Source organism: Luteolibacter rhizosphaerae, from assembly GCF_025950095.1.
In the GTDB taxonomy this organism is placed as follows: Bacteria; Verrucomicrobiota; Verrucomicrobiia; order Verrucomicrobiales; family Akkermansiaceae; genus Haloferula; species Haloferula rhizosphaerae.
In genome coordinates, this window is the sequence record NZ_JAPDDR010000022.1 from 15,580 (window position 1) to 27,894 (window position 12,315).

Consider the following 12,315-nt stretch of genomic DNA (forward strand, 5'->3'; position numbering starts at 1 on the left):
GGCACCAATCATTCTTGGCAGTGTACCTAAGGGTTGCGTCGCGTTGCTCCTTACCCTGGGCTATCTCCTTGTCGCCCCTTTGGGGCTTAGATGGCTGGGCTTTAGCGCCTGGCTTTGCGGGCGGGCTTTTCGTTGCCAAAGCGGTCGGGGTCGGCGGAGCCGGGGATCTTGAAGGCGGTTTCGCGTTTGAGTTCGTCGAGGCGCTTCTCAAGGCGCTGGCGAAGCTCGGCCTTTTCGGGGTTCGCGATCTGGTTGGTCAGTTCGTACGGGTCGTCTCGTACTTCGAAGAGCTGGTTCCACGACTCGCGGCCGGGGTAGGTGACGAGCTTCTCGGACTCGGTGCGGACGGCGACGATGGGAGGGTTCCGGAAGTTCCGCTCGTAGAAGTATTCGTAGAGGAAGTCCTTCCGCCAGTTGTCGGGGGTGTTGCCCTCTAACAGAGGCTTGAGGCTGCGGCCTTGGAAGGCGGCGGGCGGAGTGATGCCGGCGAGATCGACGATGGTGGGGGCGAGGTCGAGATTCAGCACGATGGGGGTCGTGGTGGAACGCTTGGGATCGTGGAAGGGTGAACGGACCAGCAGCGGCAGGCGGAGGGATTCCTCGTAGGCGGAGCGCTTGTCGCCCAAGCCGTGTTCGCCGAGGTAGTAGCCGTTGTCGCTGGTGAAGATGACGACGGTGTTCTTTTCCAAGCCGAGCGTGTCGACTTCATCGAGAAGGCGTCCGAGTGCTCTGTCCGCGCTGGTGAGGGTGCGGAAGTAATCGAGCAACTTGGGATTGCCGGCGTTGAAGCGGCGAGGGCCTTGCTCCGCGGCCGGGCGGAAGGGCGAGAGCGCATCGAGATTCGGGACGGGCTTGGCAGACTCGCCGGTGTAGCTCGACTGGTGATCGGGATGCGGCTCGCGCGGGCCGTGGACTGACTTGAAGCCCACGGTGAGGAGGAAGGGGCGCTCCTTGTTCTGGCGGAGGAAGTCGATGGCGAAGTCGGTGGAAGCCTCGTCGATCCACTTGTCCGCGATGATCTCCTTTCGTTCGCCGTCCTTGCGGACGACGACGGGGCATTGGAAGAACTTGCCCTGACCGCGGAAGCTGGCGGAGAAGTCGTAGCCGGGCCGCTCGTCCTGATTTCCCATGTGCCACTTCCCGACGTAGCCGGTGCGGTAGCCGTGCTCCTTCAGCACGGTGGCGTAGGTGGTGCTGTTAGAGGGGAAGGGCGTGTGGTTGTTCGTGACGCCGTGGGTGTGCGTGAACTGCCCGGTGAGGAAGGTGGCGCGGCTGGGCGAGCAGAGCGAGGTGGTGCAGAAGGCGTTCCGGAAGGAGGCCGACTGGGACTTCAGCTTGTCGAGCGCCGGCGTGTGCAGCCATGGGAAGCGGGCCTTGCCTCCCTGCTCCGTTTGCACGGCGGCGATGGCATCCCAGCGCTGGTCATCGGTGATGATGAAGAGGAAGTTCGGACGCTTCTCCTCCGCGAGGGAGACGAGCGTGGCGGCGAAGAATAGCAGTGCGGGAAGTTTCATCAGGGTGCTTGCTTTTTCTTCTTCTTGCCGAGGGTGATATTCACCGAGCGGATGGTACCATCGAAGCGTGCGGCCTTCTTGTAGGGGCCGACCGCGGGGCCGTGGTCCTCGCCGATGCTGAGGCCATCGATGGGATTCGAGGCGAAGAGCTTCTCGCGGGTGCCGCTGGCTTCATTGCCTGCGGCAGAGAGGGTGATCTTGCCATTGCTGGCGAGGACCGCCTTGGCCTGCACCGGGCCATTGAAGGGGCCGGGAAGTTCGACGCTGACGACATCGCCACGGCTGCGGAGGAAGAACACGAGCTTGCCGTGATGGATGGAGAGCGAGAAGCCGTGCGCGGTGCCGCCCTGGGCGGCGATCACGCCATCGCCCTTCGGTGCATCGAAGTCGGCGGTGATGGTGATGGGGCGGTTGCGAAGGTCGGGCGCCTTGTCGCCTTCGAGATAGTCGCCGGTCTTCAGGGTGAAGTTGCGCTCCTTGCTACCCTTCGGGCCGTCCGGTTCGGGGGCGCGCCATGAGCCGAGGGGTAGGACATTCGAGCGTGCGGCCCATGCGTCCCACTTGGCGGCGAGGTCCTTCACGACTTCAGGACGTTCTGCGGCGAGGTCCTTTTGCTCGCTGCGATCGGCGGCGAGATCGTAGAGGCGCCAGGCTTGGTTCTCCAAGGCGACGAGTTTCAGGTCGCCCTCGCGGACGGCGCGGTTGCCTTCGTGTTCCCAGAAGATCGGCTTGGTGCGTGCGAGCTTCTCACCCTTGAACGCGGGGAGGAGGCTGACACCTTCCTTCGGGGTGATGGCCTTGCCCTTGAACTCGGCGGGGTACTCCGCGCCTGCGATATCGACGGCGGTGGCGAGGATATCGATGAGGTGGCCGGGTTGCTTCTCGATGGCACCACGGCGCTGGTCCTTGATGACGGCGGGCCAGTGGGCGATGAGCGGTGTGGAGATGCCGCCTTCATCGGTGTAGTGCTTGTAACGGACGAAGGGGGTGTTGTTGAGCGTGGCCCAGGTTTTGCCGATGAAGACATCGGACTTGGCGTCGCCGAGCTTGTCGCCATTCGAGCGGCCGCGCACACCGGCTTCGGCGTTGCCGCCGTTGTCGCTGAGGAAGAGGATGAGGGTGTTGTCGAGCTGGCCGCGCTGGCGGAGGCCCTCGACAAGAGTGCCGACGCCCTTGTCCATGCGCTCGAGCACGGCGGCGTAGATGGCCATGAGGTGATCGTAGCGGTCTTGGTCCTCGGCGGAGAGACTATCCCATGCGGGGACGTCTTCCGGGCGTGCGGAGAGCGGCCACTTGGGATCGATCAAGCCGTTCTCGATCTGCTTGCGGTAGCGGGCTTCGCGGAGCTTGTCCCAGCCGGCCTTGAACTTGCCGCGCCAGCGGGCGATGTCCTCGTCGGGGGCTTGCAGGGGGAAATGCGGGGCGTTGAAAGCGTTGTAGAGGAAGAAGGGTTTCTTCTCCGTGATGGCTTCGTCGATGAACTTGAGGCCGAACTCGGGCCAGAGGTCGCTGGCGTACCATTCCTTCGGGAGAGGTGCGCTGTTCGTGCCGACATCGGTGCCGTTGTAGAAGATGCGGGTGCCGGGGGAATCCGGGAAATAGAAGCCGCCGGCGGCAGCGGTGAGGGTGCGTTGGAAGCCGCGAAGCTCGGGTCTAACACCGTGATTCTGGCCGACGTGCCACTTGCCGGTCATGGCGGTGAAGTAGCCGGCCGTGCCGAGGACTTCCGGGATGGTGACGCTGGTGTCATTGAGGCGGCCGGAGTAGCCGGGGCGGACCTTGCCTTGTTCGTCGCGGCGTTCCTCCGTCATGTGGCCGACCCCGGCCTGGTGCGCGTAGAGGCCGGTGAGGAGCGAGGCGCGGGTGGGGCAGCAGCGTGCGCCGTTGTAGAATTGGGTGAAGCGCAGGCCGTTCTTGGCGAGGGCGTCGAGGTTCGGGGTTTTCAGCTCGCTGCCGTAGCAACCGAGATCGGACCAGCCCATGTCATCGACGAGGAAGACGACGATGTTCGGCTTGGTTTCTTGCGCATGGGCGAGGCCGCTGGCGGCGATGGCGAGAAGAAAGGATGCGAGGAGTTTCATGTGTGAAGCGTGATCGGTGAGTGTCAGCGGGCGGGGCCGGAGAGCGGCGGGTTCTCGAAGTAGGCGCCGTCGTTTTCGAGGCGCGGGTCGCCGCTGCGCTTGAGTTCGGCGATGAGCTTGGATTCGAGCTGCGAGCGGATGTCGGCGTAGGCGGGGTCGGTGGCGACGTTGTTGGTTTCGTAGGGGTCCTTCGAGAGATCGTAGAGTTCCTCGCGGGGGCGTGGGGCGAAGGCTTTCTCGAAGAAGGGTTTCGCGAGATCGGTATCGCGGTGGGTGACGAGCCATGCCTTGGTGGGACCGGCGTCGAGATCGGCGATCACGGCGCGGGTGTCCTGGCGGATCTTCTGGTAGCTCAGGCCGTTGTCCTTTTGATTGAGGATGGCGTAGTCGCCGAGGGGATAGCGGTCGGGCTTGAAGTTGATGATGTAGAGGAAGTGGCCGGAGTGGATGGCACGCTGGGGATAGGGGAGGAAGCCTTCGCGGGCGCTGTCCACGTGACGTTCGCGACCGGTAACGACCCAGGTGCGCGCGGGATCGGTCTGGCCGGACTTGTCGGATTTCAGAACCGGCCAGAGACTACGGCCGGTGACGACATCGGGGACCGGCACCGAGGCGGCTTCGAGGAAGGTGGGGGCGAGATCGGTGAGGTTGACGAAGTCATCGACGACACGGCCGCCCTTCACGCCGGGGCCGGCGATGGCGAGGCTGACGCCGGTGCCGAAGGTGTAGAGATTGCACTTCCCGTTCGGGAAGCCGGGGGCGCCGTGATCGCCGCTGATGGCGATGAGGGTGTTGTCGCGTTGGCCGGTTTTCTCCAGTTCTTCTAACAGAATGGCGATGGCGCCGTCGAGGGCGGCGACCTCGCCGAGGTAGTCGGCGAGGTCCTCGCGGATCTCGGGGACGTCCGGGAGGAAGGGCGGGACTTTGCCTTTCAGGCTGTCCGGGTTGATTGCCCAGAGGGTCTTGCCGCTGCCTTGCTGCCACTGGCGGTGGGTGTTGGTGGGGCCGAACCAGTAGTGGAAGGGCTTGGCGGGATCGCGTTCGGTGAGGAAGCGGCGGAAGTTGGCGCGGACTTCGGCGTAGATCTCGCGTTTTGCGTCGTCGACGGACTTGCCATTTCTAGTGAGGCGGGTGACCTGGTGGGAGAAGCGGTTGAAGCGGGTGCCGGCTTGCTCGTAGGCGTAGCGCTGGCCGCCGAAGGGAGCGTCGGAAGGATTGCCGGGGCTCCAGACCTTGTGGCTTTTGCCGATGTCGTAGCCGGAATCGCGGAGAAGAAGGGGATAGGAGGGAATGGCAGGATTCCATTGCGCGCCGGAGAGGATCGCACCGCGCCGGGTGCGCCAGAAGTATTGGCCGGATAGTAGCGAGCTGCGGCAGGGCGTGCAGGAGGGGGCATTCACATGCGCATTCCGGAAGAGCACCCCGCGCTCCGCCACCGAGTCGAAGGCAGGCGTGCGCACGATTTCGTTCAGCGCATGCAAGGGTGTGCCGGGCTGGCTGTGGCGATGGTAGATGCTCGCGTAGCGCCCCCAGTCATCGGCGAAGATGAAGAGGATATTCGGCCGCTCCGCCGAGCGGGCGAGAGTGCTCAGGCCGATGAAGGCGGCGATGCGGAGCAGGAGCTTCATCAGAATTTATTCGGTAGCACGTTTCTTACGACCCTTGCCTTGGCCGGAGTCCCGCCAACCATCGCCCTTGGTGAGGCCGGGGACATTCTTCGCGGGTAACAATCCTGCCAGCTCGCGCTTCACCGGCGTGAGACTCGCGTCGCCCGCGAGGTTGGTCCACTCGTAGGGATCCTTGCGGTGGTCGTAGAGCTCCTCCGAGCCATCGGCATAGCGGGTGTAGCGCCAGTGCTCGGTGCGGATCGAGTGATTGCCTTGCAGCCAGGTGCTGAGTGCGTGGCCCTTCCATTCCGCCGCGGGATCTTCCAGCAGCTTGCGGATGCTCTCGCCCTCCACGTGAGCGGGCTTCGAGATGCCAGCCAGATCCGTGAGGGTGGGGTAGAGGCTGCTGAAGTCGACCGGCCGGGTGCTGATGGTGCCGGGCTTCGTTACACCGGGGACGACCCAGATGTAGGGTGCGCGGGTGGCCTCTTCCCAGAGGGCGAACTTCCGCCAGTGCTCCTTCTCCCCGAAGTGCCAGCCGTGATCGCCGAGGAGGATCACGATGGTATTGTCGCGATGCTCCGAGGCATCGAGGGCGGTGAGAAGGCGGCCGATCTCCGCATCCGCATACGAGACCGCGGCGAGGTAGGCCTGCACGGCTTCCTTCCAGCGACCCGAATCGAGGATCTGCTTGTGATCACCCTTCGGCCGGGCGAAACCGACGCCTGCGGCAGGCACATCCGCCAGATCGTTCTCCTTGATCGGCGGCAGTTCGATCGACTCCAGCGGATGGAGGTCGAAGTACTTCTTCGGCACGAACCACGGCATGTGCGGCTTGTGCAGGCCGACGGTCAAGAGGAAGGGCTTGTCGTGCTTCTTCTGCAACTGCTGGATGCCGTAATCGACAATGCGGTGATCGCTCAGCTCCGAGTCATCGGCATCGATCACGCCGAAGCGGATGCCGCCGACGCCCTTGCTGCCTGCTGGCTCCGGGCCGCGCGGGCCTTCGTTTTGCAGGTAGTCATCCCACTCCGATTTCCGGTCGTAGCCGCCGTGATAGAGCTTGCCCGAGCCGAGCGTGGTATAGCCCGCCTGCCGGAGAACGGAGATGAGGGTCTTCTCGGGAGGGATGACCTTCCGCCAGTCATCGCCGTTCCCATAGACACCGGAGGTGTAGGGGCGAACGCCGGAGAGCAAGCTGGCGCGCGAGCCATTGCACACCGGCACGGTGGCGTGGGCATTCGAGAAGCTCGTGCCGCGGGCGGAGAGCCGGTCGATATGCGGGGTCTTGGTCTGCTTGTTGCGCCCGGTGTAACCGATCCAGTGGTTCAGGTCATCCGAGGCAATGATCAGGATGTTCGGCTTCCGGGTCTCCTCCGCGTGGAGGAAGGGTGTGAGGAGAAGCAGCAGGGAAAGAAGAGGTCCTTTCATGGCGATCACTTGTTGCGCTTGCGCTTCTTCTTGCCGCCCTGGTTGGCGGTGTCCTGAGAGTCGTTTTTGGTTGGCAGCGGTGCCTTGATCGACTCGCGCCATGCGTCCAGCTTCGCGAGAAGCTCTTGGGCTTTCTCCGGCTGGGTGCTGGCGAGGTTGTTCTTCTCGCCGAGATCCGCCTCGAGGTCGTAGAGCTGCAGCGAGCGGTCTTCGAGGTTCTGGATCAGCTTCCACTGGCCGCTGCGCACCACGCTCACCGGCTTGGTGCGCCAGGTATTGTTGCCCGCGCCGAGATAGCCGGGGAAGTGCCAGAAGAGCGCGTCGCGCTCGACCAAGGTTTTGCCCGGGTCCTTGAGGTGCGCGGCGTAGCTCACACCATCCAGCACGTAACTCTCCGGCTTTTTGGCGGAAGCGAGTTCGAGGCTGGTGGGATAGAGATCGATCGATGCAATCGCTTGCTTGGACACGGCCCCGGCAGGAATGGTGCCTTTCCAGCGGAAGACGTAGGGGACGCGGATGCCGCCTTCGCTCAGAGTGCCCTTGCCGCCTTTCAATGGGGCATTGTCGGTGGTGTCCTTGGCCTGGATGCCTTCACGTTGATAGCCGCCCACGCCGCCGTTGTCGCTGGAGAAGATCACCAGGGTATTCTCCGCGATGCCGAGTTGATCGAGCTTCGCGGTGATGCGGCCGACGCTTTCATCCACGCTGGCGAGCATGGCGGCATAGACGGGATCCTTGTGACCTCCTGCGGCGGCCTTCGCCTTGAACTTCTCCGTGAGCTCGGGCTTCGCTTGATAGGGGGAGTGGACCCCGAAGTGCGGCACGTAGAGGAAGAAGGGGCCGTCCTTATGGCGTTCGATGAAGTCGACGGCTTTGTCGGTGAGGAAGTCGGCAAGGTAAGTGCCCTCGGGATAAGAGACCTTCGGATCGGTGACGAAGTTGAAGTGCTTGCCGTTCGAGACGATGGCTTCATCGAAACCGCGCTTGGAGGGATGGGCCGCGGGTTGATTGCCGAGATGCCACTTGCCGAAGAGTCCGGTGGCGTAGCCGGCGGCCTTGAGCGACTGCGCGATGGTCACCTTTTCCAAGGGCAGAGTGGCCACGTTGTCCACCGGCTTCAGCGCTTGGCTGCGCCAGTTGAAGCGGTCGATATTGCCGACGGTGTAGACTCCGGTGCGGGGGCCGTATTGGCCGCTGAGCAGGGCGGCGCGGGTGGGCTGGCAATTCGGGCCATTGGTGTAGCCGTTGGTGAACTTCAGGCCCTCGGCCGCGAGGCGGTCGATGTTCGGCGTTTCGTAGAACTTGCTGCCGTAGGTGGAGACGTCGGTGTAACCCAGATCGTCGGCCAGGATGAAGATGATGTTGGGGCGCTCCGAGGCGGCCTCAGCCATCGCCCATGGCAGGAAGAGCGTGGCGAGAAGGTAGCGGGTGATCTTCATTGTAGAGTATTTTGTAGAGATTTTAACTGCCGGGCTCCGATTTGGTTGCGGAATTGCCCGAATGACTTTCGGGAAGCGTGACCGGTGCCGTAGTCGGCTGGCGGAACAAGGCCTTCCTCCCCGGGTGGGAGTCGGTGGCGACGCAAGCGGCGGAAGCCGCTGACGGCGGTGAACTAATTAAAGTGCTAAACTTTGTAAACATTGAAATCCGCAGACTCGGCCGGTCGGTTGCGCGTGAGTCTCCATCGTTATTTTCCGTAGAGTCGGGGTGTTCTCCTCGAGCAGAGAGTTCCAGAAGAAGGAGACTTGGTTGTTCTAGCTGGGGAGGCCGAACAAGAGCTCCACGGCGAGCCCGGCGGCCACGCGAAAAGCCGGAAGCACAAAGTGCTCTCGCTACGGAGGGAAGGCTCGCTGGCCCGGTCGCAAAGAGGCGCAGACGGGCGCAAAAGTTGTTGGAACAGGCGGCGAACGGTTGGACCTGTGTCGTCCGACACCTCGAGCCGCGCCTGCCGTTCAGGCCTCCCCTGTGCCGTTCGCCTGTAGATAGTGCTCTGGCTTCATGAGAAGCGCACCGGTGCTCGATTCATCGATGGGCGGTAGGACCGAGACCGAAATGTGGAGGCGCTTTCCATCGGGCAGGCCTTCCAGCAGGGAAACTTCAGTTGCTCCCGATGCCGCGAGCACGCTGCTGGCGGAACTGACGATCGTCTGGCGTTGTTCTTCGGTGATCGGCATCGGCTGAAAATTCGCTGGAGAATTCCTAGCTGGTTGCGGGACTTCGGCCAGCGCCCGCAACAAACTTACGTAGATCACGGCAGTCTATAACACCCAAAATCGGACGTAACCCCCTAAAGTAGGGGATCACGCCGGGGTAATCCTGCGCGGGATTACGGGTGAGGGAAACGGGAGGAGATGGGGGATCGATTCAGGTTTGGAGGAGGAACCAAGCCAATCCCGTGAGCGCGCTCAGAAGGAGGAGCAGGTCCAACCAGTGATTTCTGAGATGGGTTAGCATGCGTTCCGAAGGGTCGGAATGATTTCAGAAGGGCTGGAACTTCAGCCCGAAGCGGGCCCGGAATCTTTCCGGAAAGCGTTCATCGAGAACGAAGTCATCGATCTGCTCGGGCCGTGCTTGCAGGGAAGCATTGGCGAGTTTCAACGCTTCCATTTCCTTGCCCCGCTTGAAGGCTTCGGCGGAGAGTGTCTGGAAAGCATGGGCCGCCGCGTTTCGATCGTTCGTGCTGCCCAAGCGCAGGCTCCATGCGAGCTTCAAGGCACGCTGCCACAGCCCGAGCGATGTGGTGGCTTGGAGTTCCGCCCGCCGTCCGGGTGAGCTCTCCCGAACGTCCGGGGGAAGCTTCTGGATGAGCGACAAGGCTTCGCGGACCATGCCGAGCTCTAGAAGCTCGATGACATAGGGAAGCGAGAGTTGGGGGCTAAGATGGTTCATGGCGAGCTAGTCTGTTAGGAAAGGGTTAGCGTCGTCCGCAGGCACCCGAGACGAGGCCTAGCAGGATACCGGTGCCGAAGGCGGCGGCCACGACGGCGCAGGGATTGCGCCGGATGGCTTGGGCGCAGCAGCGATCGAGCTGGTGGCAGGCGCCTTCCAAAGAAGAGGAGGAAGCTGGCTGCGGATTTCCGGAGACAGGCAAGTCCGAGGCGGGATCAGGAGGAAGGTCCGAGGTCATGAACTTCTGTTTTCGCAAGGAAGATGCCAAGCGGAGGGATGGATTTCTGGGACCTGAGAAACGCGCTGGAAACCACGAATAAAAGGGGATCGGCACGAATGAAAGGCGGCGGACACGGGTATTATCGCCTGATCCCCGGAGTGCCGCTGGCAGCCGAAGATTTCCGGACTTTGCAGCACGCAAGTGGGAACATGGCATAACGCATGGTGTGGAGGAGGGTTGTCCCGAGCCGATATGGGTGAGGATTCATGCCTGAGTGGCAAGGCTCCTTGGACCCCGGCATTGACGACGGATGGTACGGATTTGACGGATTACACGGATGAGGCTGCGTGGGTGTCGATGGAGGGAGCTTCTATTTTGGGTCCTTCCAGACTGTTTCTTCGAAGCCGTTCTGGCTTGTGGTCCGTGTCTTTCGGGTGCCGTAGCCAACCGGTTCTCAGATGATGCGTGGGATCGGTTGATGATGACTTGGCGCTTTCTTTTTCCCGGTCTGCTGCCATGACTCCGGGGTGCGGCTCGCCCTCCACCGATCGATTGCCTTCTGGTCGGGCATTCTTGTGATGGGTTTCTTCGGTTGGGCGTGGTGGGATTCCTACCGGCATGACTCGTGGTACACGACACGGCATTTCTCCGGATCAAACGCAGCCGGTGCTGTCTCTCTGGCCCTCTATCAGGTCAATATGAGTCCTTGGTCCGGGCGTCGTGATATTGCTCCGTCCGACTTGCCTCGTCCGGCCTTCACGAAGCTCGAGTTCATCAGCGATGAGCCCGATATCAGCGGGTCGGTTTCGTCCATACCGCACTCCGGCGAACGAGTCCGGATCATGCTCAGCGGCGCGCGCGGAGGGGTCTACCGGATTCTCAATCTCCCCCACTGGTTGATCCTCCTCGTCGTGGCGATCCCGTGGTTTGCGCTGTTAGCATGGAGAGTCCGCCGCCATCGGAGAATCCCGCAGGCATGAAGCTCGGGCTGCACCGCTCCGTTACCTTCTGGTTCGGCATCCTCGTGATGGGGTTCATCTGTTGGGCATGGTGGGATTCACAACGAGTAAGAAGCGTTGCGAGAACGAGAATCGGCGAGGTCCAGATGCTGGAGGGCACAGCAGGACTTCTATTTTCTCCTGGCCTTGGGATGAGCGGACTTAAAATGTCCCGCAGAGATATTTACCGCAATAACCAAGAGTTTTCCTCCTTTCCCTTTCCTCGGCCTCTCTTTACCCGCGGTGGCGATCCCAAATTGGCAAGCCATCCCCACGACGGGTCGCTAGACACGATGCACGAATCCATTGTTCTGACCATGTTCGCGCGGCCCAGTAACTGGTGGATCATCTTCCTGCCCCACTGGCTCCTGCTGCTCGCCGTTGCGCTCGCATGGGTCGGCCTGCTGCTCTGGCGGGCGAGGATGAGGGCGAGCGCTAGGGCAGTTAATGCCGGGATCTCTCGATAGTTCGGGTGGAGGAAGCAGAAGGCCGGGGGGCGAATCAATGGCGTGATGCCGATTCGGTTTTCCGAGGCGGACATCCGTGGTAGAGATATGGACGTTACATCTGAGATGATCCTTCGACGTGCGATATTGCTCATCGCGATGGCATGCTGGGTCACGGGCTGCGATGAGTCCGTGTCACTCGATTATGCGACGCGCGCCGACGCCGAGGCTGACAAGCCTTTTGCGCGAGGATGGCTGCCGGAGATCATCCCTGCATCGAGTCGTGACATCGCGATGCGCAACGATCCCGACTCCAATATTTCGAGCGGGACCTTTGCTTTTGATCGATCTGACTACGAGGGATTCGTGACCCATCTCAGGAGGGAGCCGTCACAGGACGAGGGTGGATCCGTAGCCTTCGTTTATCAGGACTGGATCTTCCGGATCGAGGGCGAGAAGAACCGGTGTCGTTTTCATCTGCGCCTCGGTCGGGGGATCGAGCGCGGCGCTAGGTCTGGACGCGAGAGGGAGTCGGGGATGGCGAGATTTCCGGGGATTCGCCTGGCCGGAAGGACGAGTCCTTCCGCTACCATGCGCCTCAACCCGGGCACGAAGGAGGGAGCCTTTGCGGGGCTCCCTAGTTCATTCTCTTCTGAAAGAGAGTGGTGCTCGAGGGGGGACTCGAACCCCCACGGATTACTCCACTAGATAATCGATCAGGCCCTTCTGCTTCTCCGAGAATTCGACCTGCTCGGCGGGCAAGTCCTCTTCTGTCAGTTCCCTGAGGTCAACCTCGACTGGGTCCCGGAACCATCATGAAGACCTGGCGCCTCCAAATCCGGGACAATCCACGACCGGGCTGGCTTCAACCTACGCGCCGGCGATCCACGGCTGCCGGAGCGGGTGAGGATCGTCAACCTGCCGTCCTACAGTCCCCGAACTCAATCCATGCGAGCAGCTGTGAGACATCATGAAGGATGCGATTACCAACAAGGCGATGACCGCGACTCAAGCGCTGCGCGACGCGGTGGTGCCGGTGCTGCAGTTGGTTGGTCGACCAAGACTGATGGATCGAGCATACACTACGTATCCAAAATGAAAGTCACGTTAATTCGAAGAAATAGTATCA

At 62.2% G+C, this 12,315-nt stretch carries 12 protein-coding genes; 4 read left to right on the forward strand and 8 right to left on the reverse strand.

Annotated features, from left to right (window positions below):
• Positions 1 to 101 precede the first annotated feature (101 nt).
• From OJ996_RS25435 to OJ996_RS25470, 8 genes are all read right to left on the reverse strand, one after another.
• Positions 102 to 1,514 carry a sulfatase family protein gene (locus tag OJ996_RS25435; RefSeq protein ID WP_264516577.1) on the reverse strand — a complete coding sequence of 471 codons (1,413 nt, stop codon included), beginning with the start codon at positions 1,512 to 1,514 and terminating at the stop codon, positions 102 to 104.
• Entirely contained in the window at positions 1,514 to 3,595 is a 2,082-nt protein-coding gene (locus tag OJ996_RS25440; protein ID WP_264516578.1) for an arylsulfatase, read from the reverse strand. The genes OJ996_RS25435 and OJ996_RS25440 overlap by 1 nt, the downstream gene beginning before the upstream one ends.
• Before the next feature lie 23 nt (positions 3,596 to 3,618).
• A complete protein-coding gene (locus OJ996_RS25445) occupies positions 3,619 to 5,223 on the reverse strand; it encodes a sulfatase family protein (RefSeq protein ID WP_264516579.1) in 1,605 nt (534 codons plus the stop codon).
• A gap of 6 nt (positions 5,224 to 5,229) precedes the next feature.
• Positions 5,230 to 6,633, reverse strand: a complete 1,404-nt coding sequence (locus tag OJ996_RS25450; protein ID WP_264516580.1) for a sulfatase — start codon at positions 6,631 to 6,633, stop codon at positions 5,230 to 5,232.
• Between the two features lie 5 nt (positions 6,634 to 6,638).
• Positions 6,639 to 8,072: a sulfatase gene (locus OJ996_RS25455; protein ID WP_264516581.1), complete on the reverse strand. Its 1,434-nt coding sequence runs from the start codon at positions 8,070 to 8,072 to the stop codon at positions 6,639 to 6,641.
• Between the two features lie 513 nt (positions 8,073 to 8,585).
• A complete protein-coding gene (locus OJ996_RS25460; RefSeq protein ID WP_264516582.1) occupies positions 8,586 to 8,807 on the reverse strand; it encodes a hypothetical protein in 222 nt (73 codons plus the stop codon).
• Between the two features lie 304 nt (positions 8,808 to 9,111).
• The gene (locus OJ996_RS25465) at positions 9,112 to 9,522 is read right to left on the reverse strand and encodes a hypothetical protein (protein ID WP_264516583.1); all 411 of its coding nucleotides are present in this window, start codon (positions 9,520 to 9,522) and stop codon (positions 9,112 to 9,114) included.
• Between the two features lie 25 nt (positions 9,523 to 9,547).
• Positions 9,548 to 9,760, reverse strand: a complete 213-nt coding sequence (locus tag OJ996_RS25470) for a hypothetical protein (protein ID WP_264516584.1) — start codon at positions 9,758 to 9,760, stop codon at positions 9,548 to 9,550.
• A gap of 509 nt (positions 9,761 to 10,269) precedes the next feature.
• Here OJ996_RS25470 and OJ996_RS25475 point away from each other — a divergent pair.
• The 4 genes from OJ996_RS25475 to OJ996_RS25485 all read left to right on the forward strand — a co-directional run bounded on the left by OJ996_RS25475 (position 10,270) and on the right by OJ996_RS25485 (position 12,285).
• Positions 10,270 to 10,722 (forward strand): hypothetical protein, encoded by a 453-nt coding sequence (locus tag OJ996_RS25475; RefSeq protein ID WP_264516585.1) that lies wholly within the window; start codon positions 10,270 to 10,272, stop codon positions 10,720 to 10,722.
• Positions 10,719 to 11,207: a hypothetical protein gene (locus OJ996_RS25480; protein WP_264516586.1), complete on the forward strand. Its 489-nt coding sequence runs from the start codon at positions 10,719 to 10,721 to the stop codon at positions 11,205 to 11,207. The genes OJ996_RS25475 and OJ996_RS25480 overlap by 4 nt, the downstream gene beginning before the upstream one ends.
• A 138-nt stretch (positions 11,208 to 11,345) precedes the next feature.
• On the forward strand, positions 11,346 to 11,894 hold the full coding sequence (locus OJ996_RS26650; RefSeq protein ID WP_486624556.1) for a YbbD-related protein: 549 nt from the start codon (positions 11,346 to 11,348) through the stop codon (positions 11,892 to 11,894).
• Positions 11,895 to 12,156: 262 nt separating this feature from the next.
• Positions 12,157 to 12,285 (forward strand): hypothetical protein, encoded by a 129-nt coding sequence (locus OJ996_RS25485; protein WP_264516587.1) that lies wholly within the window; start codon positions 12,157 to 12,159, stop codon positions 12,283 to 12,285.
• Positions 12,286 to 12,315 lie beyond the last annotated feature (30 nt).

Coding starts and splice junctions, on each gene's coding strand:
- OJ996_RS25435 (WP_264516577.1), bottom strand. CDS start 1,514: ATGAAACTTCCCGCACTGCTATTCTTCGCCGCCACGCTCGTCTCCCTC.
- OJ996_RS25440 (WP_264516578.1), bottom strand. CDS start 3,595: ATGAAACTCCTCGCATCCTTTCTTCTCGCCATCGCCGCCAGCGGCCTC.
- OJ996_RS25445 (WP_264516579.1), bottom strand. CDS start 5,223: ATGAAGCTCCTGCTCCGCATCGCCGCCTTCATCGGCCTGAGCACTCTC.
- OJ996_RS25450 (WP_264516580.1), bottom strand. CDS start 6,633: ATGAAAGGACCTCTTCTTTCCCTGCTGCTTCTCCTCACACCCTTCCTC.
- OJ996_RS25455 (WP_264516581.1), bottom strand. CDS start 8,072: ATGAAGATCACCCGCTACCTTCTCGCCACGCTCTTCCTGCCATGGGCG.
- OJ996_RS25460 (WP_264516582.1), bottom strand. CDS start 8,807: ATGCCGATCACCGAAGAACAACGCCAGACGATCGTCAGTTCCGCCAGC.
- OJ996_RS25465 (WP_264516583.1), bottom strand. CDS start 9,522: ATGAACCATCTTAGCCCCCAACTCTCGCTTCCCTATGTCATCGAGCTT.
- OJ996_RS25470 (WP_264516584.1), bottom strand. CDS start 9,760: ATGACCTCGGACCTTCCTCCTGATCCCGCCTCGGACTTGCCTGTCTCC.
- OJ996_RS25480 (WP_264516586.1), top strand. CDS start 10,719: ATGAAGCTCGGGCTGCACCGCTCCGTTACCTTCTGGTTCGGCATCCTC.
- OJ996_RS26650 (WP_486624556.1), top strand. CDS start 11,346: ATGGCATGCTGGGTCACGGGCTGCGATGAGTCCGTGTCACTCGATTAT.
- OJ996_RS25485 (WP_264516587.1), top strand. CDS start 12,157: ATGAAGGATGCGATTACCAACAAGGCGATGACCGCGACTCAAGCGCTG.